23 protein-coding genes and 1 other annotated feature are annotated in these 21,473 nt (G+C 34.9%); of the genes, 11 read left to right on the forward strand and 12 right to left on the reverse strand.

Features of this window, described 5'->3' with window-relative positions; genetic code table 11:
- Positions 1 to 125: 125 nt before the first annotated feature.
- Positions 126 to 740 carry a PH domain-containing protein gene (locus tag D8M03_RS10110; protein ID WP_121214656.1) on the reverse strand — a complete coding sequence of 205 codons (615 nt, stop codon included), beginning with the start codon at positions 738 to 740 and terminating at the stop codon, positions 126 to 128.
- A gap of 191 nt (positions 741 to 931) precedes the next feature.
- On the opposite strand from D8M03_RS10110, the gene D8M03_RS10115 reads away from it, so the two are divergent.
- On the forward strand, positions 932 to 1,720 hold the full coding sequence (locus D8M03_RS10115) for an HAD family hydrolase (protein ID WP_121214657.1): 789 nt from the start codon (positions 932 to 934) through the stop codon (positions 1,718 to 1,720).
- Positions 1,721 to 2,010: 290 nt separating this feature from the next.
- Here the strand turns inward: D8M03_RS10115 and D8M03_RS10120 are convergent, their stop codons facing one another.
- Positions 2,011 to 2,700, reverse strand: coding sequence for a TraR/DksA C4-type zinc finger protein (locus D8M03_RS10120; RefSeq protein ID WP_341944034.1), 690 nt, complete (start codon positions 2,698 to 2,700; stop codon positions 2,011 to 2,013).
- Positions 2,701 to 2,880: 180 nt separating this feature from the next.
- The gene (gene serA / locus D8M03_RS10125; protein WP_121214658.1) at positions 2,881 to 4,500 is read right to left on the reverse strand and encodes a phosphoglycerate dehydrogenase; all 1,620 of its coding nucleotides are present in this window, start codon (positions 4,498 to 4,500) and stop codon (positions 2,881 to 2,883) included.
- A gap of 148 nt (positions 4,501 to 4,648) precedes the next feature.
- Positions 4,649 to 4,886: a binding site (T-box leader), on the reverse strand.
- A 423-nt stretch (positions 4,887 to 5,309) separates the two neighbouring features.
- On the opposite strand from serA, the gene D8M03_RS10130 reads away from it, so the two are divergent.
- Positions 5,310 to 6,092, forward strand: coding sequence for an enoyl-CoA hydratase (locus tag D8M03_RS10130; RefSeq protein ID WP_121214659.1), 783 nt, complete (start codon positions 5,310 to 5,312; stop codon positions 6,090 to 6,092).
- Between the two features lie 626 nt (positions 6,093 to 6,718).
- On the opposite strand, the gene D8M03_RS10135 is transcribed toward D8M03_RS10130, so the two are convergent.
- Complete coding sequence (locus tag D8M03_RS10135) at positions 6,719 to 6,904, reverse strand: YhzD family protein (RefSeq protein WP_121214660.1); 186 nt, start codon at positions 6,902 to 6,904, stop codon at positions 6,719 to 6,721.
- A 167-nt stretch (positions 6,905 to 7,071) separates the two neighbouring features.
- On the opposite strand from D8M03_RS10135, the gene yhaM reads away from it, so the two are divergent.
- From yhaM to D8M03_RS10150, 3 genes are all read left to right on the forward strand, one after another.
- Positions 7,072 to 8,010, forward strand: a complete 939-nt coding sequence (yhaM, locus tag D8M03_RS10140) for a 3'-5' exoribonuclease YhaM (RefSeq protein WP_121214661.1) — start codon at positions 7,072 to 7,074, stop codon at positions 8,008 to 8,010.
- 117 nt (positions 8,011 to 8,127) lie between these two features.
- Positions 8,128 to 8,904, forward strand: coding sequence for a formate/nitrite transporter family protein (locus D8M03_RS10145; RefSeq protein WP_121214662.1), 777 nt, complete (start codon positions 8,128 to 8,130; stop codon positions 8,902 to 8,904).
- 130 nt (positions 8,905 to 9,034) lie between these two features.
- Entirely contained in the window at positions 9,035 to 9,367 is a 333-nt protein-coding gene (locus D8M03_RS10150; RefSeq protein WP_121214663.1) for a zinc ribbon domain-containing protein YjdM, read from the forward strand.
- Between the two features lie 58 nt (positions 9,368 to 9,425).
- Here D8M03_RS10150 and D8M03_RS10155 read toward each other — a convergent pair whose 3' ends face one another.
- Positions 9,426 to 10,316: a peptidylprolyl isomerase gene (locus D8M03_RS10155; RefSeq protein ID WP_121214664.1), complete on the reverse strand. Its 891-nt coding sequence runs from the start codon at positions 10,314 to 10,316 to the stop codon at positions 9,426 to 9,428.
- A gap of 140 nt (positions 10,317 to 10,456) precedes the next feature.
- Between D8M03_RS10155 and D8M03_RS10160 the strand changes: the two genes are divergently transcribed.
- On the forward strand, positions 10,457 to 10,555 hold the full coding sequence (locus tag D8M03_RS10160) for a YjcZ family sporulation protein (protein ID WP_036200292.1): 99 nt from the start codon (positions 10,457 to 10,459) through the stop codon (positions 10,553 to 10,555).
- Positions 10,556 to 10,663: 108 nt separating this feature from the next.
- Here D8M03_RS10160 and D8M03_RS10165 read toward each other — a convergent pair whose 3' ends face one another.
- The 6 genes from D8M03_RS10165 to D8M03_RS10190 all read right to left on the reverse strand — a co-directional run bounded on the left by D8M03_RS10165 (position 10,664) and on the right by D8M03_RS10190 (position 14,103).
- Positions 10,664 to 10,849, reverse strand: coding sequence for a hypothetical protein (locus D8M03_RS10165; RefSeq protein WP_121214665.1), 186 nt, complete (start codon positions 10,847 to 10,849; stop codon positions 10,664 to 10,666).
- A 72-nt stretch (positions 10,850 to 10,921) separates the two neighbouring features.
- Positions 10,922 to 11,464, reverse strand: coding sequence for a DUF3267 domain-containing protein (locus D8M03_RS10170; RefSeq protein WP_121214666.1), 543 nt, complete (start codon positions 11,462 to 11,464; stop codon positions 10,922 to 10,924).
- Between the two features lie 172 nt (positions 11,465 to 11,636).
- Positions 11,637 to 12,197, reverse strand: coding sequence for an HTH-type transcriptional regulator Hpr (locus tag D8M03_RS10175; protein WP_121214667.1), 561 nt, complete (start codon positions 12,195 to 12,197; stop codon positions 11,637 to 11,639).
- A 184-nt stretch (positions 12,198 to 12,381) separates the two neighbouring features.
- On the reverse strand, positions 12,382 to 12,762 hold the full coding sequence (locus D8M03_RS10180; protein ID WP_121214668.1) for a YtxH domain-containing protein: 381 nt from the start codon (positions 12,760 to 12,762) through the stop codon (positions 12,382 to 12,384).
- Between the two features lie 164 nt (positions 12,763 to 12,926).
- Positions 12,927 to 13,460: a tryptophan transporter gene (locus tag D8M03_RS10185; RefSeq protein WP_121214669.1), complete on the reverse strand. Its 534-nt coding sequence runs from the start codon at positions 13,458 to 13,460 to the stop codon at positions 12,927 to 12,929.
- Between the two features lie 217 nt (positions 13,461 to 13,677).
- Positions 13,678 to 14,103 carry an HIT family protein gene (locus tag D8M03_RS10190; RefSeq protein WP_121214670.1) on the reverse strand — a complete coding sequence of 142 codons (426 nt, stop codon included), beginning with the start codon at positions 14,101 to 14,103 and terminating at the stop codon, positions 13,678 to 13,680.
- 108 nt (positions 14,104 to 14,211) lie between these two features.
- Here D8M03_RS10190 and D8M03_RS10195 point away from each other — a divergent pair, with 108 nt between their 5' ends.
- Entirely contained in the window at positions 14,212 to 14,952 is a 741-nt protein-coding gene (locus D8M03_RS10195) for an ABC transporter ATP-binding protein (protein ID WP_121214671.1), read from the forward strand.
- Positions 14,945 to 16,153, forward strand: coding sequence for an ABC transporter permease (locus tag D8M03_RS10200; RefSeq protein WP_121214672.1), 1,209 nt, complete (start codon positions 14,945 to 14,947; stop codon positions 16,151 to 16,153). Before D8M03_RS10195 ends, D8M03_RS10200 begins: the two co-directional genes overlap by 8 nt.
- 958 nt (positions 16,154 to 17,111) lie before the next feature.
- Here the strand turns inward: D8M03_RS10200 and D8M03_RS10205 are convergent.
- A complete protein-coding gene (locus D8M03_RS10205; RefSeq protein WP_121214673.1) occupies positions 17,112 to 17,624 on the reverse strand; it encodes an antibiotic biosynthesis monooxygenase family protein in 513 nt (170 codons plus the stop codon).
- Between the two features lie 288 nt (positions 17,625 to 17,912).
- On the opposite strand from D8M03_RS10205, the gene hemE reads away from it, so the two are divergent.
- The 3 genes from hemE to hemY are packed head-to-tail and all read left to right on the forward strand — an operon-like array spanning position 17,913 to position 21,362.
- A complete protein-coding gene (gene hemE / locus D8M03_RS10210) occupies positions 17,913 to 18,959 on the forward strand; it encodes a uroporphyrinogen decarboxylase (RefSeq protein WP_121214674.1) in 1,047 nt (348 codons plus the stop codon).
- A 41-nt stretch (positions 18,960 to 19,000) separates the two neighbouring features.
- Positions 19,001 to 19,933 carry a ferrochelatase gene (hemH, locus tag D8M03_RS10215; protein ID WP_121214675.1) on the forward strand — a complete coding sequence of 311 codons (933 nt, stop codon included), beginning with the start codon at positions 19,001 to 19,003 and terminating at the stop codon, positions 19,931 to 19,933.
- A gap of 13 nt (positions 19,934 to 19,946) precedes the next feature.
- Positions 19,947 to 21,362: a protoporphyrinogen oxidase gene (gene hemY / locus D8M03_RS10220; RefSeq protein ID WP_211330900.1), complete on the forward strand. Its 1,416-nt coding sequence runs from the start codon at positions 19,947 to 19,949 to the stop codon at positions 21,360 to 21,362.
- Positions 21,363 to 21,473: the final 111 nt, after the last annotated feature.

The following is a 21,473-nucleotide window of genomic DNA, read 5'->3' on the forward strand; positions in this document are numbered from 1 at the left end:
CGTCACAGATAAATTGCGACGAGGATGGTGACAACCACCGCAGGAACAATAATTCATAAGAGATATTTATCAAGAAAGAAAAGAGGTGTCCAAAAAATTATTACTTTTTGGACACCTCCTTAAAATTAATTTTTTAAAAATAGTTCAAAGACATCACTAAAGTCTTCTTTTGTATAGGCATTTGAATGCTCTTTTAGCCATTGGTTTGTAAATTCTGTAATGGCTCTAAACGAATCGGCAGGTGAAGTATGACCATGTCCTGAGGAAGATAAAGTTCTTGTAGCATAATCAAGACTCTCTAACATGTAGTTTCGATACTTATCATTTTCCCTCATTGTTTTCTCAATTGTAATTAAGCTTTTATATAAATCGCGAATTTTGTCCTCATAATTTTTATTGATATCGATGCTTAATGCAGTTTCGCCAATTGTAAATTTAATTTCCACGTCAAGATCAATTGTCCCAGCTGTTTCAAGGGATACATGGCGAATACGGTTATATTTATAATCATAACGTTTCAAAGTACGCTTTTTACTAACAGCAGAATCTCCGTCAACATGGATGAGTGCTAAATTTGTAAAGCAATATTCATCCGCTTTTGTTTTGATTAGAAAGTAAATTCTCTCTCCTTTTTCATGTAAAACATAATCATCTGCCTCTGTTTTATCATAATCAAGCGGGTCTATAACTTTTCCAATATCTGATAGGCCAAGTGCATCTGAAGCAAACTTCTTTAACATTTGCAAGTTCCTCTCCTTCGAATGTATGGTCGTCCCTCATAAGTGTAACATATGCTTAACAATAAACCTTAATTCATGTGAATACAACAATATGCCAGAATAGTTTTAAAACTTTCAGAGTGGCACCCTTAAGTTTTCGAAAATATGTTAAAATAAAGATAGCTTTAATTCTAATACATAGGAGATTAAATATGTCAATTAATACTATTATTTTCGATTTAGATGATACATTATTATGGGACAAAAAAAGTATTAAAACAGCTTTTGAAAAAACATGTGAATATGCAGCAACAAAGTATGACGTGGACCCTGAAAAGTTAGAAGAAGCAGTACGCGTTGAAGCTCGTAAACTTTATGAAGGATATGAAACATACGATTATACTGTATTAATTGGGATTAACCCATTTGAAGGACTTTGGGGAACATTTGATGATCCAACTGATTCCTTCCAAAAAATGAAGGAAATTGTACCGACATATCGTAAAGATGCTTGGACAAATGGTTTAAAAGCTCTTGGTATTGAAGATGCGCAATTTGGTGCGGAATTAGGCGAGCGCTTTGTTGAAGAACGTAAAAAATCACCATTCGTTTATGAAGACACATATAAAGTGCTTGATGAATTAAAAGGTCAATATAAATTAGTATTACTTACAAATGGTGCACCAAGTTTACAAAATCTAAAATTAGAAATTACACCTGAAATCCCACCATATTTTGATCATATTATTATCTCTGGGGACTTTGGTAAAGGGAAGCCAGATGCTAGTCTATTTGAATTTATGATGGAAAAAGCAGGCATTACTGCAGAAGAAGGAATTATGGTAGGGGACAACTTAAATACAGATATTTTAGGTTCATCTCGTATCGGCATGAAAAACGTGTGGATTAACCGAGAAGGTAACAAAAATGAATCACAAGTAACACCAACATATGAAGTAAAATCATTAACGGAATTTAAAGAGTTACTGAAACAGTTATAATTAAAAAAGAGCATGAGACAAAACTAAAAAACCACCATTTTTCACTTTAGAAAAATGGTGGTCTTTTGATATGAAGGACGTTGATTTCCATTCCGTGTGGACGCTTTCCGCGGGCATGGCCTCAACTAATTTTTGCCGACTATGGCCGGCAAAAATGGATTTTCGGCTCATGCTAATCCCGCAGGAGTCTACCACACTCTATTCCAATCAACTTTTCTAAACAGCAAATTTTTATCACTAATATTTCTAAATAAATTTGAAAAACCACTTTTGTCTCAAACACTTTTTCTTTACTCTAAATAATCAAATTTCCGAGCATGTTCAACTTGTCTTCGCGATACTTGTTGCGTTAACATATCTTTCTCAGAAACATGGAAAGATTCAAATTCATCATTTGTTGCAACTTCTTCATTATCATCGTATAAATCCCCGAAGTCATCAAAATCCCCTTCGAAGTCAGAAGGCGTTTCGGACGTACCGTATCTTGCTACGAGTTGGAATGTATCTTCATAATCGTGGATGTCGTCTTTATCGTCACGACCTGAGAATGAATTATCTACTGCCGGGAGTATAACTTGTTCCTCAACAGGACGACCTTTTGGAATATCTTTTGCATCGGTATGTTCAATACAAAAAGATGTATAAGGAATTGCTTCTAATCGTTCATATGGAATATCTTCATGACATACTTCACAAACTCCATATGTACCGTTTTCTATTTTTTCTAATGCGGCATTTACTTTTGCTAGTTCATCTTCATCATGTACTTTCAATGCCATATCTTTTTCACGTTCATAAAGTTCTGTTCCTAAATCGCCTGGATGATTATCAACTGTGGATAATTCATCGACAGAATCACGCAAACTGCCGCGCTCTAAATATTCATCGTCATAATCAGAATCTCGAACTAATGACTCTTTTTGTTCCAGGAGCATCTTCTTTAAATTTGATTTTTGTTGTTCAGTTAAAATGTTGATCACACCCTTTCTTAAAAGTAGTATGAACGAATTGAAGGAAGTTATTATAAATTAAAAATGTGGCATCTGAAAGTAATTTTGAGGCGCATTAATTGTGAGGAAGATGATGACATATTGATGTGATCACCACATGAGCAAAGTATAGAAAAAGGCTGTGCAAATTAGCACAGCCCAATTGTTTAATTATAGGTTAATAGCTTTTACTTCATCGATGTTTTCAAGTTGTGAAACGTAAGCTAAATCTTCAGCTGTTACTTCGTTATCAACTGTAAGCATCATTACTGCAGTACCACCAACTTGGTCACGACCAACTTGCATTGTTGCGATGTTGATTTCTTTTTCAGCAAGTTTTGTTGCTACACGGCCGATTGCACCAGGTTTGTCAGTATTTTTGATGTATAATAAGTGACCTTGTGGAACAACGTCAACTACATAACCTTCAACTTTTACGATACGAGCACCTAAACCGTTTAGTAAAGTACCTGCAACTGTGTGTACTTCATTTTCTGTTTTAATTTCAACAGTAATTAAGTTAGTGAAGCCTTTTGCAGTAGTTGTTTTATGTTCATTGATTTTAACACCAATACGTTCAGATAAGTAACGAGCGTTAACGTCATTTACATGTTCACCATGGTTTTTCTTTAATAAACCTTTTAAAGCATTAGAAGTTAATGGACGAACATCATAGTTTGCAACTTCACCTGCATAAGAAAGGTTGATTTCTTTAACTGGTTCAGTTGTAACTTGTGATAAGAATGCACCTAGTTTTTCAGCTAAATCAAAGAATGGCTCAACTTGTGCAAGTAATTCTTTTGGAATAGATGGCATGTTAACTGGGTTTGTAACAGTACCTGTTTTATAGAATTTAATAATATCGTTTGAAACGTCAACTGCAACAGATTCTTGTGCTTCAATAGTAGATGCACCTAAGTGTGGAGTTGCAATTACTTGTGGTAATGTTAATAATTTGTTATCAGTAGCTGGCTCTTCCACGAATACGTCAAGTGCTGCACCTGCAACTTTACCTTCAACGATTGCATCATATAAATCATCTTCGTTAATGATTCCACCACGAGCACAGTTGATAATACGTACGCCTGGTTTCATCATAGCGAATTTTTCTTTGTTAAATAGGTTACGTGTTTCTGGTAAAAGTGGAGTATGAACTGTGATAAAGTCAGCAGCTTCACAAATTTCTTCAACAGTTGCTTTTGTTACGCCAAGTTCTTTTGCACGTTCTTCAGTTAAGAATGGGTCATATGCCATTACTTCCATACGTTGACCTTTCGCGCGGTAAGCCACTTCAGCACCGATACGACCGAAACCAACAACACCTAAAGTTTTATTTTTAAGTTCAACACCTACATAAGTTTTACGATCCCATACACCATTTTTTAAAGCGTTATAAGCTTGTGGAATATGACGAGCAAGAGAAGTCATCATGGCAATTGTATGTTCTGCAGCAGAGTTTGTGTTACCGTCTGGAGCATTTACTACAATAATACCGTGTTCAGTTGCAGCATTTAAGTCGATGTTATCAACACCAACACCAGCGCGTCCGATTAATTTTAAATTTTTTGCAGCTTGGATGATTTCACGAGTTACTTTAGTTTGGCTACGAACTAGTAATACATCTACATCTTCAATTTTTGCGATTAATTGTTCAGGAGTTAAACCAGTATCAACAATAACGTTTAAATTTAATTCTGTTTCTTGACGTAATGGGAAAATACCATCTTCGCTTAGTGGGTCAGCAATAAATACGTTAATTACATTTGTAGCAGTTTCTAATTTTGTTACCATGATAAAAAACTCTCCTTATTTTATGAATATTTTGATTTCATTTATTTTTGTGGACCAATTGATAAGTGATTTTTATTTGTTTAAGAGACTGTGAATAGAATCTCCTTTTGCAAATAGAATATAAAAGCCTTCCACCTCCCTACATTGTGTAAGGGGCGAAAGGCATTATTATCAATCTTACGCGGTACCACCCTTTTTCGTTGTAGAAAACGTCTTTTTCGTACAACCTCGAAAGTATGCGTAACGTGCATAACACGGATTGGCATACTAATATTTCAGCCAATCTATTCAGGAGTGGAACTATTATCGTAGAAACGCTGATTTTCACCAACCATCAGCTCTCTTAAGATTCTAGAGATAAAGCATGTCTCCGTCATAATATTTTTTCGTTGATTTAATTGATAACATCATAATCCTTATCGTTCAGTTTTGTCAACAGAATTTAAGAAAAAAATTAATTATAGCTATGAAAACGCTTAAATTCGACATGAAATACCGAACGTTTTATTTATATATTTTAGTTAATGTTCGGTTTTTTCATTGTGGATTCTTTTGATAAAAACGGTTCTTAAAGTAAGAAAAAAGCTTATAAAATCAGAATATTATTGCGATTTTAAACTAATTATGTATGAGAAATAATATTTTTATCATTTGACGATTTACTTGAATAAAGCGAATTATTAGAAATTTTGAAATTGCTTTTGATAGTGTCATTTATAGTAGGGAAAGATATAAGAAAATAAAGGTGAAATGATGGGAATTATTGAATAGTATAAATGAATACTCATTCATTGATAGGGGTGGAATAGATGGCATATGAGACAATTAAAGTAGAAATTGCAGATCGTCGTGCAACTTTAACTTTAAACAGACCAGAATCAGCAAATACTTTAAATTTACTGATGATGCAAGAATTGGCGGATTGTTTTGAGTTTTTAAAGGACAATCCTGAAGTTCAAATTTTAGTTATCAAAGGGGAAGGAAAAGTTTTCTCAGCTGGTGGCGATATAAAAATGATGTTAACATCAGCGGATCCAGTAGATTTTGAAATTGTCATGGGCTATTTAAGTCGTATGATGTTGGCATTTTATCAACTTCCAATGGTTACGATTGCCCAGATTCATGGAGCAGCTGCGGGACTAGGCTTTAGTATCGCTCTTGGTTGTGATGTCATTGTGGCAGAAGAAAAAAGTAAATTGGCGATGAATTTTATCGGTGTCGGATTGGTTCCAGATGGTGGGGGACATTTCTTTATGAAAGAAAGAGTCGGTGTTCCAAAGGCTAAGCAAATGATTTGGCAAGGCTCCATTATGGAACCATCAGAAGCTCTTGAAGCGGGATTAATCGATTATATTGCGGAAGAAAATGAAGTGGAAGCCATGGTTGATCAACTAGTTGGGAAGTTTTTATCATCCCCAATTTTAGCTGTATTAGAAACAAAAGCGATTTTACATTCGCAAAAGATCTCAGAACTTCAAAATGTGTTGAAGTTAGAAGCTGAGGCTCAAAAACGAATGAGAAAAACAGAAGACCATCTAGAGGGAATTAAAGCATTTATTGAAAAACGTACTCAACAATTTAAAGGCAAATAGTGGTAGTCGAAGGTGGTGGGTGCATGCCACCTTTTTTTTATGGATTTTGAGATGATGATGAAGACAGATATAGAGTGTCATTTGAAGAAAATAGTTTTTATAAAGACGATGAAGACAAAAATTGATGAGAAAATCGAACAAAACGGTATTCATGAAGCCGATGAAGACGAAAATTGATGAGAAATTAATACAAAACGGTATTCATGAAGCTAATGAATACGAAGATCGGTAAGGAATTCGAACAAAACGGTATTCATGAAGACGATGAATACGAAAATCAGTGAGAAATACGAACGAAACGGTATTCATAGAGACGATGAAGACGGAAATAGGTAAGGAATTCGAACAAAACGGTATTCATGAAGCCAATGAATACGAAAATCGGTGAGAAATTCGAACAAAACAGTATTCATGAAGCCGATGAAGACGAAAATTGATGAGAATTTAATACAAAACGGTATTCATGAAGCTAATGAAGACGGAAATAGGTAAGGAATTCGAACAAAACGGTATTCATAATGCCGATGAGTACAAAATCCAAAAGAAATCACTGCAAAAGCGTATTCACAAAAAAATACTCATCTCAACACAAAAAAGACCAGACAAATATGCCCAGTCTCCCAAATTTAAACATGGAATAAGATTAATTTGCCAGAAGAATTAACAAGTCGATGTGTTTTATCCGCAACACCTTTTTCTTCAATTTGCTTTTGTCCCTCTACTTTAGCTGTTTCATCGTCATTAAAACTCCATACTTCATCGAATAAAACTTCCCCTGTCTTTTCAAAAGCTGTAAAACGATAATTCCCCATTTCAACAACCCCCTTGATGTAGAAAGATAATACAATTATAAGAGATTCATAGCAAATTATCATAAAAAGTGCATCGTGATTTATCGTTAAATAGTAACTCCCGTGGTACAATGAAATTATCGTTTATATAAAGATAATGCAATATGATACAAAGGAGTGTTTTCAATTTGAAAGGAATCACACAACTCCAAGCGGGGGAACCAGTTAGTCAATATTTATTAATCAAACAAGCTATAAAAGGAGTTACAACAGTAGGAAAACCTTTCATGACACTCATCTTACAAGATAAGAGTGGGGATATTGAAGCGAAACTTTGGGATACAAACGAAGAGCATGAAAATATGTATCGCCCAGAAGTGATTGTTCATATTGGCGGTGAGATTCATGATTATCGTGGAAAGAATCAACTTCGAATTAAGCAAATTCGCATTGCTCGCCCAGATGAGGGAATTCAAATAAATGATTTACTACCATCTTCAACAACACCGAAAGAACAACTATATGAGGAGTTAACTCAGTTTTTCTTTGAAATTAAAAATCCAAATATCTCTCGAATTACTAGATTTTTAATGAAGAAGTATCAAGCTGAATTAACTGTTTTCCCAGCAGCGTCAAAAAATCATCATGATTATGCTTCAGGATTATTAGATCATGTTGTATCGATGCTTCGATTAGGCAAATCCATCTGTGACCTTTATCCAACACTAAACCGTGACTTAGTTTATGCAGGCGTTATTTTACATGATATCGGGAAAGTAAAGGAATTAACAGGACCAATCGCAACGTCTTATACTGTTGAAGGAAATCTGTTAGGTCATATTACAATTATGGTAGATGAAATTGCCCAAGCAGCGAAGGAATTAGGGATCGATGGGGAAGAAGTTATGGTTTTAAAACATATCGTACTTTCTCATCACGGGAAAGAAGAATGGGGTAGCCCGAAAAAACCGATGATTCAAGAAGCTGAAATCCTTCATTACATTGACAATATTGACGCGAAAATGAATATGCTAACGAGAGCATTGTCTAAAACAAAACCTGGAGAATATACAGAGAGAATCTTTGCACTTGATAACCGTTCGTTCTATAAACCAACTTTTGAATAATTGTAAAGGGCACCCAATTTATGGGTGTCTTTATTTTATATAAAATCTATTATTTACCAAGTCTAGTAGGTATAATCGAAATTATAAAAGACTAGTAAAGAAAAGAAGTGATCGAGTTTGCGAGATACGATTGATTCGCTTGTAAATGCCGGATTAGCAAAGGTTAATACGTTAAATAAAAGTAAAATAAGCTATTTAATGCTAACGATGTTAGGTGGCATTTTTGTAGGTTTTGGAATTTTATTACTCATTACGATTGGCGGTTTATTAGATCCAGCAGGAAGTCCTTACATGCGGATTATTCAAGGGATTTCCTTTGGAGTTGCCTTAAGTTTTGTCGTAATGGGTGGAGCGGATTTATTTACAGGAAATCATCTTATCATGACCATCAGTACGTTAGAAAAGCGAACGACTTGGACAAATACATGGACAATTTGGATTGCTAGTTTTATTGGGAACCTAATTGGATCCGTGCTATGTGCATTTATGTATTATATGACAGGTCTACATGAAGGAAATATCGCAACATACGTAGATAAATTAGCAGCCGCCAAAATGAACGCTCCATTTATGGAACTTCTGTTTAGAGGGATTCTTTGTAATACTTTAGTTTGTTTAGCGGTTTGGTGTTCTTTTCGCTTAAAAAATGAGTCGGCAAAACTTGGAATGATATTCTGTTGTATTTTTCCATTTATTACATCAGGCTTTGAACATAGTGTAGCGAATATGACTTTGTTATCCATAGCATTAATGATTCCACATGGTGAGCTTGTAACAATAGGTGGATTTTTTGCAAATCTTATACCAGTATCCATAGGGAATATTATTGGTGGTGCGTTAGTGATAGGAGCAGCTTTTTGGTATGGTCAAGAGGATAGAAGAGTTAACTCGTAATGATTCATAATGCCATGTTTCCTGTGTTTAATTGACTTAAATGGTGGAATCGGTGAAAATGATTGAAAAGTAATATAAGGTTTACTATACTAGGACATGCCCTAATGATGGAAAATGGAGGAGATTACGAGTGAATTTACCAAATTGTCCAAAATGTAATTCAGAATATACGTACCAGGATGGAGAGCTTTTAATTTGTCCTGAATGTGCCCATGAGTGGTCAGAAAATGATCAACATGAAGAAGAGGGATTAGTAGTAAAGGATGCAAATGGCAACCTATTAGCAGATGGAGATACTGTGTCTGTCATTAAAGACCTAAAAGTAAAAGGCAGCTCATCTACATTAAAAATCGGAACAAAAGTGAAAAATATCCGATTAGTTGAAGGTGACCACAATATAGATTGTAAAATTGATGGTTTTGGGGCAATGAAATTAAAATCTGAGTTTGTTAAAAAGATTTAATATGAAAAAAGTGCTGTTTAGAAAGGATTTCTTTCTAGACAGCACTTTTATTGTGAAATTATTTGTCTTCTTTTTTATCGTCAGTTTTTGCTTCTTTTGAGTCTTCTTCAGAATCAAGGTAGTTTTTTAATGCATCTTTTAAGTCTTCATCTTTAATTTTGATTTTTGCATCTTTAATTAATTCAGCAACTTTTGCATTCCAATCACCTTTAGTAGAAGCAATTGTTTCTTTGATTTCGTCTTTTTTCTCTTCTAAAGTACCGTAATCTTTCACTTCACGTTTGTCCGTTACTTGGATGATATGGTAACCGAACTCAGTTTGTACTGGTTCGCTGATTTCATTTAATTCAAGAGCGTATGCTGCATCATTGAATTCTTGTACCATAGCACCTACAGTAAACCAACCAAGGTCTCCACCTTTTTCAGCAGTTCCATCAGTTGAATATTCTTTAGCTAATTTTGCGAAGTCGCCACCAGCTTTTAGTTTTTCATAAACAGAACGAGCTGTTTCTTCATCTGCAACTAAAATATGGCGCGCATTTAATTCGTATTTCGCTTGATCATAATATGCTTTAATTTCTTCATCAGTTACTTCTACATCTTTAGTTGCTTTTTCTTGTAGAAGAGAGAAACGGATATTTTGTTTAAACGCTTCTTCTGATAAACCGTTTGCTGCTAGCACAGTTTCGAATTGATCACCATATTGTGATTTTACAGATTCGAATTGCTCTTTTACTTCATCTTCTGATACTTCATAGTTATTTTCTAAAATTTGCTCAATAACTACTTGTTCTAATAGTGCATTACCTGCAAGATTTTTTATTTCATCATAGAATTGATCCTTTGTAATATCACCATAAGTTGATGACACTACAACTTCATCTCCTGAGTTACATGCAGCTAGCAATACTGACGAAGAAAGTGCTATTGCTAATAAAGTTTTTTTCATTGGGTATTTACGCTCCTAACTTCAATTAAAATCCATAGTTACTATAACATAAACGCTTGAAAAACAAAATGGTTTCGGTTGAACAGCCTAGATGTAGGGGTAGCACCTGCATAATATAGATTTTGAAAGGGGGTGTCGTGATGGGTAATAGCTACGGTGGCGGATATGGAAATGGATTTGCGCTATTAGTTGTTCTGTTCATCTTATTAATTATTGTTGGTGCAGCATATATCTACTAATATAAACAAACAGATGAAAAGACTAAGAAGAGCTAAAGGTAATGCCTTTAGCTCTTCTATATTATACCGTTGAGTTTTACTCTATCTGGAATACCCCCAGATTCTAAGCTACATTGCAACTGATACTTCTACATAGAAAGATACTAAAAGAATTGTGATTAAAACATTTATTGTGCGGAATATTTTTGCATGTTTTTCTTCTGGAATTTCTTTTTGAGTAACAAGTGCATAGGTCATTCGATTTATTTGGAATAAATAAAATACAGAGAATAGCACTACAACTAACAGTAGCAAGTCTATTCCTCCCCTCTCTTTACAACAATAAGAATAACAAAAAATGTTAATCAAATACAAGTAAATAGTACCTCAAAACTTAGTAGGTACTAATATTTCATAGCCCTTAGGTGTTTCCTCTATTACGGAGTCCCTCGGAGCAGAAATTAAATCTTTTACATATAATATGTCTATTAAGCAAATACTACAATGATACGATAGTATGATACATAAAAAATGAGTGAATTGCGGGAATAACAAAATAAGAGAAATAACGAATCCGTTAATAAAGATAAAAGGTGCTAATAAAGTAAAAATATAACGATTTTTTGGGATCTCTTTTTTTATTCGCATAATAAGTACTGGAATAATTAAAAAATCCCTGCGAATTCGCAATTTAACGGATTTTCGATAGCCAAATAAAGAAAAATAATGAGTTAGCTTATGCAATGGGTAAAGGAAAATACCCCATATTAAGAAAATCCATAACCAATCATCTTTGTAAAATGAAGGGTGTAATTGGCCGAATAATACAAAGGTGAAGGAGAAGATAATGATGAATATTGTGATGGATACAATCGTAAGCCAAGTAGAGCCATATTCATTTTTCAAATTAATCGTTTTCCAACAATGCACAACTAAGACCCCTTTAAAACTTTAGTGAAGATAGTTTAAATGATAAATTATAAAAATGCTACATTTGTTTTGAAGAATGGGCAATTTTCAAAATAAAAAAGAAAAAGAGTGTATCTCTACACTCATAATCCATTGTTAACATTCAAATTAGTTTTCAATCAATTCTATTAAACTATCTTTTTACAATGAGCTTATCATCTTGTTCTACAAGGGTCTCTTTAAAGTTATTAAAAGATTTCTCGAAAATTTGGATAAAATCTTCCCCGTAAATATTTCGAATAACTGCCATTACGTCTAGAAATTCAGGGAATCGTCCATAAAGTTCTTTTAATGCAAGTGATCCATTAAGAATCGAATGCTCAGTATCATAGTAATGATCGTACATGAGCAAAATTAATTCTTCCCCTTCTTTCGTAAGTTCGACATACGTGTTTCGTTTGTCGTCATCACGTTTAGAAAACTTTAAAAATCCTCGTTCCTCAAGTTTTTTGGAGAAATTAAATGCTGTAGAGACATGCATAACACCGAATCTAGCTACGTCTGAGATTGATGCGCCTTTTAAATGGTAGGCAATCCATAAAATATGATGCTCATTGATGTTCAAGTCATAAGGTTTGATCCACTGTTGCCAATCTTTTTCTACGGCTTTCCAAAGTGCTTTGGATAATTGTGCAATTCTTTGACTATAGAGCATAGCTTCTTTCATCGTGTAACTTTCTTCCGACAAAGCCATCACCATCACCTTCTTCTTTCCTTAACATTAACAATATGAAAATATTATAGCAATAAAAGAAAAAAGTTTAAAGTTAGAAAAATTAAATAATTGAAAAGTGCTTAAAAAATATTATAAATGTGAAAAAAATAATGGTAAAGCGCTATAAAAATTGCGGTTTTTTAGGTAAAAAAGACTAGTGAAATTATTGTTCATTAGACTTCTTATTATTTAGTTCTGATAAATTATTCTCGATTTCGGTGATAGATTTCTGTAAACCTTCTATTTCTTCTTTTAACTTCATTGCGTCCGGTTCAATTTCTTGCTTAAAACTTGAGATACTATCCCTTAAGTCAGTAATTATTTTTGGTATATTATTTTCGACTTCATTTTTTAATGAGAAAGTTGCGTTTTTTAAATTAATTGTTTGCTTTTTTAACTCTAATAAATTTTCTTTCGCCTTTTTAGAATTTTCTAATATATTTGAACGAAGTTGCTCACCTGTTTGAGGTGTAGTAAATAAAACGGCCGCAATCCCTCCGACAATGCCAGTTGATAAGCCAATTAAAAATGTTTTTGCTCGCATTCTGTTCATCTCCTTTTGAATAAAAATGGTTACTATTATTATGATTCTCCTATTGTTATTCATATTAAACCATGAATCGACAAAATTAAATATAATGTAATGACAGAAATATAAGCAAAAAAATAAGGATAGACAAAGCCATAGAGACTTTGTCTATCCTTATTTTAAGCTTGTGATACTGATGTGTTAAATTTAGAGCGTTTTAATAGATTCGTAATAATCGGGTAGATGATAATAAATGTTACAGCATTAAGACCAACTGCTGGTAATACAACGGCCATAAATAAGAAGCTAAATGCTGCACCACCTGGTAACCCTACTAGTAATAATGCCATTGATAAGAAAGTAGTTCCTGAAAGAATAGTTCCTAAACCTACTAGCACTGCACCTACAGCAACCTTTTGTCCTAATTGACGTAAGGCTAAAACAATTACAAAAAATACTATGCCTGTTACAAGTTTATCAATAATGTTTGGCACAAATCCACCAGGGAATGTTGAGAATAAACCAGAAAGTACACCTGTAGTGATTGCTAATAAGAATGTTTCTTTAAAAGTTGGGAACAGTAATATCCCAATAAACATCATTGTTAACATGAAATCTGGTTTCATCCCTTCACCATAACCAGGGATAATTAAATAAAGTGCTGCCCCTACACCGACTAAAAGCGCCATTAAAACAAGATTCTTCGTATTCATTTGCTAACTCTCCTCTACATTTCTATGCTAGTCGCCTCCTAACGTGCAGCTTATTGCCGTTAGCGAAACTTACATTTAATTTTAATGGCAAAACTAATAATTTGCAATATAGTGCAATAGAATAAAAGGGATATGAGATTATTAATAAACTAATAGAAAAATTTCTCCACCTCATAACAAAAACGCAACCAAAAATTTGGCCGCGTTATGTAATCAGTTAGGCATTCAAACTATCTGTAATTTGTGAAGCAACTTGTTGTAACACTTCTGGTGTGAATTCGTTTTGTTTTGTTTCCCATTTGAATTTTAATCCATCTGTTTCATCGTAACGTGGAATGAAGTGTAAGTGATAATGGAAAACAGTTTGCCCTGCAAATGAACCATTATTATTGATTGTATTCATACCAGCTGGATTAAATGCTGATTTGATTGCATTTGCAATTTTTGGAGCAACTGCATATAAATTTTTTGCAACTTCTTCAGGCATTTCAAAAAGGTCTTTCACGTGTTGTTTTGGTACAAGTAATGTATGTCCTTTTGTTAATGGTGCAACATCCATAAAGGCATAGACGTTTTCATCTTCATAGATTTTTACACTTGGAATAGTACCATCAATAATTTTACAAAAAATGCAATCGTTCATTGTTAGCATCCTTTCAAATATATGTTTTCTATTTATTTTAACATATGACAACTGATTCCAATCGCGATTTTTGCTAAAATGTAGAAAGAATAGGAGTGAAGTTAAAAAATGACATTGTTACAGCTAAGCGATGTTACAGGTGGTTATACAAGAAAACCCGTAATTAAAGACCTGAATTTTTCAATTGGTGAAGGTGAGCTAGTCGGTTTAATTGGTCTTAATGGTGCGGGGAAAAGTACAACCATTAAACATATTATTGGTACTCTTTTACCTCAAAAGGGAGAAATCCGTTTAAATGGTGTCACTCTAAGTGAAGATATTGATCAGTACCGTACATCCTTTTCCTATATTCCAGAAACACCAGTACTCTATGACGAATTAACTTTAAAGGAACATTTAGAGTTAACGGCTATGGCGTATGGGATAGATGAACATACATTAAAGTCACGTTCTGAGGCATTATTAAAAGAATTTCGAATGGAAAAACGCCTTAATTGGTTCCCATCCCACTTCTCAAAAGGGATGCGTCAAAAAGTAATGATTATGTGTGCGTTTTTAGTGAATCCAAAATTATATATTATTGACGAGCCGTTTGTGGGACTTGACCCACTTGGTATTCAGTCTTTACTTGATCAGATGGATGAAAAGAAAAAAGATGGTGCTTCCATCTTAATGTCTACGCACATTTTATCCACAGCTGAAAAACATTGTGATCGCATTATTCTGTTGCATGAAGGACGAGTTCGTGCGCAAGGAACAATGGATGATTTACGAAAAAGCTTTAATATGCCAACTGCAACATTAGATGATCTATATATCGCAATGACGAAGGAGCAAGACCATGAATAGTTTGAATGAAGTTTGGTCAACGCGATTTAACCATTATATAAATGAAGTGCAAAAATATATGCGCTTTGTTTTTACTGGGCATTTGGCGATCGTCTTAGTATTCATTGTTGGGGCAGTGGGGTACCAATATAGTGAGTGGTTAAAAGTAGCTCCGGATACGTTTCCGGCAGAATGGATTGTATCCATTATAGTAGGAGTTATTTTAGCATTAAGCCGTCCGGTAACTTTATTCCGTGAACCAGATCAAGTTTATTTATTATCTTTAGAATCTAAAATGACTTTATATTTTAAGAAGGCATTAAATTACACGTTTTGGTCTCAAGTAGGATTAGCTGTAGTCATTTATATCGTGGCAATCCCTTTATTGAAAGCTGTTACTGAATTATCAACTAATCAAATTTGGCTTGGGGTATTGTTTATTGCTGTTTTGAAGTTTTTAAATGTGCAAATTGAATTTAATTACCGCTATGGAAATCGCGGAGAAAATATAGTGATCGACCGCATTACAAGAGCTTTACTTTCTATAATAACAATTCAAACTGCGCTGATAATGAATTATACGATGGCAATCATCTTCGTTGTTTTACTAATTGTATATAACATGGCTCTTAAGAAAAAAGTTTTGAGACAACCGGTTCCTTATGAGCATTTTGTAAAGTTAGAACAAAATCGAATGATGGGTTTTTATCGCTTTGCGAATTATTTTACAGATGTCCCGCATTTAAAGGGATCTATCAAACAACGTAGCTGGTTAAACTTTGTCTATAACATTGTCCCATATGGTAAAAAGAGTACACAAAACTACTTAGTATATAGAACGTTTATCCGTACCGATGACCATTTTTACTTATGGGTTCGTTTAACTTTGATTTCAGGAATTATTGCATTCGTAGTGAATATTCCTGTTGTAACGTGGATTGTAGCTGGGGCATTGGCATTTGCAACAACATTACAATTAAAATATGCCTTGCTATCATCAAAGGATTTCCGAATGGACAGACTGTATCCTGTTAAAGAATCACAAAGAAAAGAAGCGGTACAAAAAGTATTACGTCTATTTATGGTCGTTCAAGCAATCATCGTATTACTATGTTCAGTGGGACAACCACTATTCTTCGTACCAGCGATTATTGTAATAGTCCTAAATGAAATTACATTCAGAGTCTCGAAAGATCCTTCAAAACATGATTATTCTTATTAAAAGCGGAGAACGCTCGCCCAGCTCCGACAACAACTGGAAGAATCGACAAAAGGACGCTTTTTGTCCTTGCAGACGATTCTGAAGTTGTTGAGGAGCTAGCGTTCGCAGCTAGACAATAGAAAAGCGGAGCGCGTTCGTTCAGCCGTGATAGAAACTGGAGACTTCTGACAAGTGTGCTCGCACACGCTGGAGGAAGTTGAAGTTTCCGAACGGCTAACGCGCATAGCTAGACAAATTAAAAGCGGAGAACGCTCGCCCAGCTCCGACAACAACTGGAAGAATCGACAAAAGGACGCTTTTTGTCCTTGCAGACGATTCTGAAGTTGTTGAGGAGCTAGCGTTCGCAGCTAGACAATAGAAAAGCGGAGCGCGTTCGTTCAGCCGTGATAGAAACTGGAGACTTCTGACAAGTGTGCTCGCACACGCTGGAGGAAGTCGAAGTTTCCGAACGGCTAACGCGCATAGCTAGACAAATAGAAAAGCGGAGCGCGTTCGTTCAGCCGTGATAGAAACTGGAGACTTCTGACAAGTGTGCTCGCACACGCTGGAGGAAGTCGAAGTTTCCGAACGGCTAACGCGCATAGCTAGACAAATTAAAAGCGGAGAACGTTTCGCAGCTAGATATTAGAAAAGCGAAGGCGGCTCGTTCAGGCTCGAAACGCACTGGAGACTGCGACAAGAAGGCGCTTTTTGCCTTCGTCGGAGCAGTCGAAGTGACACGAGAGCCTAGCCGCCGTATCTAGACAATAGAAAAGCGGATAACGCTCGCAATCAAAAAAGTGTTTTAAAAGCCACATAGAGCTTTTAAAACACTTTTTTTGTTTATGTGCGCGGTAAGAGCAAATAAGTTTGGATGAAAAGCAAATAAATCTAGTCAAAGAGCAAATAACTCCTAATCAAAAGCAAATAACTCGAGACGAAAAGCAAATAACCCGACCCGCTCCGAAGCTAAACCAACTTAATTCTCCTCTAACAATTTGCCTGAGTAAGTCGTAATGTAACTCGCGGCATTAAATATATTTTGTTTATCCACCCCAGGTATTGCTTCCTGTTTGCTGTAAGCTTCAATAAATTTTTTTGAATTTTTCCATGCTTCAAAGGAGTTTGGCCCTGTCCATTGTGTTAACACGATATAAATATCTGATTTTATTGGACGTAGTAAACGATAGGCAATAAAACCTGGTTCATCCGTAAAAGCAGAGGAGCGGTTCAAAAAGCGTTTTTCAAAAATTGGTCTACCTTCGTCTGTAACAGGTATGTTGTTTAATACAAAATACCCTCTTTGTTCTATTGAATTAATTCCATCAATCACTTCGAACTTACGTGGTGTTGCAAATTTTGTTTTTCCTTCTGTTTCATGTAGGAGAAGGGAATTGCCAGAACCATGTAACACAACCATGTCTTCTTTTTTATGTTTTTTACGAACTTTTTCCATAAAATCTGGGGTTCCAGATGTCAAATAGAGGAACATTTTAAATCCCCTTTCAAAATGAGAATGATTTTAATTTAAAACAGATTAAAATGCTATTTAAATACAAAAAATAATCATAAAAAAAGGTAGTTAACGAACAATTTTATGACATTTGGTGTAGAAAACTATACAATGTCATAGTAACAGTATATATTGGAAAACGGATATCAATGAGAAAATTATCATTTTACTTATTTCAGTATAAAACTCTTTTACTGAATTAAACAAACTTGGGTGTAATATTTTATCAATTTTACCAAGTTACTAAATTGAGGGGAAGGTATAATAATGAAAGCTTTTAATGATACATTATTACGCGCGGCGAGGGGGGAGCGTACAGAATATACTCCTGTATGGTATATGCGTCAAGCAGGTCGATCTCAACCGGAATATCGTAAAATTAAAGAAACATATTCATTAGAAGAAATTACACATCAACCTGAATTATGTGCATATGTAACAAGATTACCTGTCGAAAACTACGATGTAGATGCTGCAATTTTATATAAAGATATTGTCACTCCTCTACCTGGAATCGGCGTTGATGTAAAAATTAAAGCGGGTGTAGGTCCTGTTATTTCTAACCCAATTCGAACTGTTGAAGATGTAGAAAAATTAGGTGAATTTAACGCAAAAGAACATACACCATTCGTCTTAGAGACAATCAAAATTTTAACTGAAGAACAATTAAATGTTCCGCTAATCGGTTTTGCGGGCGCACCTTTCACATTAGCTAGCTATATGATTGAAGGTGGACCATCACGCAATTACAACAAAACCAAATCATTTATGGTATCAGAGCCAAAAGCTTGGTTTGCATTAATGGACAAATTAGCGGATATGATTATTGCAGACGTTACTGCACAAATTGAAGCTGGTGCGAAAGCAATTCAAGTATTTGATTCTTGGGTAGGTGCTCTAAACGTAGAAGATTACCGCATCTTCATTAAACCGGTAATGACAAGAATTTTTGCAGAACTTCGTAAAGAAAATGTTCCCCTTATTCAATTTGGTGTTGGTGCAAGTCATTTAGTAAACGAATGGAATGACCTTCCGATTGATGTTGTTGGACTTGATTGGCGTATGCCGATTCGCAAAGCGCGCGAATTAGGTGTAAATAAAGCTGTGCAAGGAAATCTAGATCCATCGTTGTTACTTGCAGATTGGTCTGTTATTGAGCAACGTACAAAAGATATTATCGATCAAGGATTAGAAGTTCCAGGTCACATCTTTAACTTGGGCCATGGTGTTTTCCCAGAAGTAAACCCAGATGTATTAAAACGATTAACAACTTTAATTCATGAGTATAGTCGTGAACAAGTAACTAAACTATAGTAAGTAGAATCATCCAGTAGAAAAACTTTTGAGGTGAAAAAATGAAACCTGTACGTGGGCTACTTGTAATGGCATATGGAACGCCATACAAAGAAGAAGATATTGAAAGATATTACACACATATTCGTCATGGGCGTAAACCTTCTGAGGAACATTTAGAAGATTTGAAAAGCCGATATAAAGCAATTGGTGGTATTTCCCCTTTAGCAAAAATGACACAAAAGCAAGCTGAAACCCTTGAAAAGCGTTTAAATGAAGTTCAAAGTGAAGTGGAATACAAACTTTACGTTGGTTTAAAACATATTGAACCATTTATTGAAGATGCAGTTGAAGCAATGGTGAAAGATGGAATTGAAGAAGCGGTTACGATTGTACTTGCTCCTCACTTCTCAACATTTTCCATTAAATCATACAATGGTCGCGTAAAAGAGGCTGCAGAAAAACTAGGAAGCAATATGAAAATTACTTCGGTTGAGTCATGGTATAATGAACCGAAATTTATTGAGTACTGGAAGCTAGCAATTAATGCCGAATTCGATAAAATGAGCGAAGAAGAACGTGAAAAGGCATGTTTAATCGTTTCGAATCACTCATTACCAGAGAAGATTAAACAAGCAGGAGATCCGTACGAAGATCAATTAATTGAAACTGCGCGTTTAATTCAAGAAGCAACGGGTATTGAAAATGTCGAGGTGGGTTGGCAATCTGCTGGACAAACACCTGAACCTTGGCTTGGGCCAGATGTACAAGATTTAACGCGTGAACTTTACGAAAAGAAAGGTTTCCGCTCTTTTGTATATGCACCTGTTGGATTTGTAACAGAGCATTTAGAAGTACTTTATGACAATGATTATGAATGTAAGATAGTATGTGAAGAGCTTGGTGCGACTTATAGACGTCCTCCAATGCCTAATACGCATCCTTTGTTCATTGATGCAATGATTGATGCAATTTATAATAAATTAGCGAAATAATATAGGAAGTGTGATGAGGGTGACTTTAGGTAGACGAAAGGTTGCAATTATTGGTGGTGGAATCACTGGATTAACTGCAGCATTCTATTTACAAAAGGAAGCACAACAGAATAATTTGCCTATAGATGTTGTATTAATAGAATCATCTTTACGTTTAGGGGGTAAAATCCATACGTTAAGAAAAGATGGATTTATTATCGAACGTGGCCCTGAATCTTTTTTAGATTACAACAACAGCGTGCGAGAATTAGCGGCAGAACTAGGCATCGAGCACGAGATGGTTACGAACAATCAAGGGCGAACTTATGTTGTAGTAGGAAGTGAACTAAATCCTATTCCCAGCTTATTAACATACCAAGGATCACTTAAAGTCTCCTCATTTATCACTTCTGGATTATTCTCTCTTAGTGGTAAATTGCGGGCAGTAGGAGATTTATTATTGCCTAAAACACGGGATGATGAAGATGAACCAATTGGGGATTTCTTTAGACGTAGGTTTGGTAAAGAAGTTGTAGAAAACCTAGTCGAACCATTATTGGCAGGTACTTTTGCTGGTGATATTGACCACTTAAGTATTCAATCGATGTTCCCTCAATTTTATCAATTGGAGAAAGAGCATCGAAGCCTAATACTTGGCATGAAGAAATCATCACATCAGCCAAATTCACAAAATGAATCCTATCAAACCTTTAAAAATGGTCTAGAAACGCTAATAGAATCTATCGAGTCTAGCTTATCACCAACATCCATTTTAAAGGGTGTGAAAGTGGAGTCGATTGATAAATCAAAAGATGGTACGGTTCAAATTTATTTCAATAACATTCCACCGTTAAAATGTGATGCTGTTATAATGACAACACCTTTTAACGTTACGAAAAGTATATTTAATACTTATGGTTTACTAGAAGATTTACCAAATATGGACTATGCCACAATTGCAACAGTTAACATGGCATTTAAACAGGATGAATTAAAGAAATATAAAGATTCAATGAACTTCTTTGTCTCGAGAAATAGCAATTTATCCATTACTACTTGCACATGGACTAACCACAAATGGAATAATGTCGCACCGGAAGGCTATGATTTGTTACGTGTTTATATCGGTCGCGTAGGTGATGAGGCCATTGTAGAGTTGTCTGATAGTGATATTGAAAAAACCGTATTGCAGGATTTGAAAACGGCAATAGGTATAACGGAACAACCATTATTTACTGTTGTTACACGTTGGAAACAATCGATGCCACAATATACGGTTGGGCATGAAAAGCGAATAGAAATGATAAAAGAGCAATTGCATATGGAATTTCCAAATGTAAAGTTAGTAGGTAGCTCATATGAAGGAATTAGTGTTCCCGATTGTGTTTCTCAAGGGAAAGAAGCTGCACTTGAAATGCTAAAGGAAATGTTTCAACTTCAGTTAACATAATATAGCTGCTTCAAGGGAGGTATCCAAAAAGTTTTTACTTTTAGGATACCTCTTTTCTTTCTTGATAAATAACTCTTTTGAATTAGTGCTCCTGCGGTGGTCGCAAGGAGG

It is taken from the genome of Ureibacillus endophyticus, from assembly GCF_003628435.1.
Lineage (GTDB): Bacteria > Bacillota > Bacilli > Bacillales_A > Planococcaceae > Ureibacillus > Ureibacillus endophyticus.

Excerpts from the sequence above, each read along its gene's own strand:
- D8M03_RS10135 (WP_121214660.1), bottom strand. The coding sequence starts at position 6,904 with ATGGGGAATTATCGTTTTACAGCTTTTGAAAAGACAGGGGAAGTTTTA.
- D8M03_RS10180 (WP_121214668.1), bottom strand. The coding sequence starts at position 12,762 with ATGCGAGCAAAAACATTTTTAATTGGCTTATCAACTGGCATTGTCGGA.
- D8M03_RS10190 (WP_121214670.1), bottom strand. The coding sequence starts at position 14,103 with ATGAACGATTGCATTTTTTGTAAAATTATTGATGGTACTATTCCAAGT.
- D8M03_RS10130 (WP_121214659.1), top strand. The coding sequence starts at position 5,310 with ATGGCATATGAGACAATTAAAGTAGAAATTGCAGATCGTCGTGCAACT.
- D8M03_RS10200 (WP_121214672.1), top strand. The coding sequence starts at position 14,945 with ATGAATAGTTTGAATGAAGTTTGGTCAACGCGATTTAACCATTATATA.
- D8M03_RS10110 (WP_121214656.1), bottom strand. The coding sequence starts at position 740 with ATGTTAAAGAAGTTTGCTTCAGATGCACTTGGCCTATCAGATATTGGA.
- D8M03_RS10185 (WP_121214669.1), bottom strand. The coding sequence starts at position 13,460 with ATGAATACGAAGAATCTTGTTTTAATGGCGCTTTTAGTCGGTGTAGGG.
- hemY (WP_211330900.1), top strand. The coding sequence starts at position 19,947 with ATGAGGGTGACTTTAGGTAGACGAAAGGTTGCAATTATTGGTGGTGGA.
- serA (WP_121214658.1), bottom strand. The coding sequence starts at position 4,500 with ATGGTAACAAAATTAGAAACTGCTACAAATGTAATTAACGTATTTATT.
- hemH (WP_121214675.1), top strand. The coding sequence starts at position 19,001 with ATGAAACCTGTACGTGGGCTACTTGTAATGGCATATGGAACGCCATAC.
- D8M03_RS10205 (WP_121214673.1), bottom strand. The coding sequence starts at position 17,624 with ATGTTCCTCTATTTGACATCTGGAACCCCAGATTTTATGGAAAAAGTT.
- D8M03_RS10195 (WP_121214671.1), top strand. The coding sequence starts at position 14,212 with ATGACATTGTTACAGCTAAGCGATGTTACAGGTGGTTATACAAGAAAA.
- D8M03_RS10175 (WP_121214667.1), bottom strand. The coding sequence starts at position 12,197 with ATGGCTTTGTCGGAAGAAAGTTACACGATGAAAGAAGCTATGCTCTAT.
- D8M03_RS10155 (WP_121214664.1), bottom strand. The coding sequence starts at position 10,316 with ATGAAAAAAACTTTATTAGCAATAGCACTTTCTTCGTCAGTATTGCTA.
- D8M03_RS10115 (WP_121214657.1), top strand. The coding sequence starts at position 932 with ATGTCAATTAATACTATTATTTTCGATTTAGATGATACATTATTATGG.
- hemE (WP_121214674.1), top strand. The coding sequence starts at position 17,913 with ATGAAAGCTTTTAATGATACATTATTACGCGCGGCGAGGGGGGAGCGT.
- D8M03_RS10160 (WP_036200292.1), top strand. The coding sequence starts at position 10,457 with ATGGGTAATAGCTACGGTGGCGGATATGGAAATGGATTTGCGCTATTA.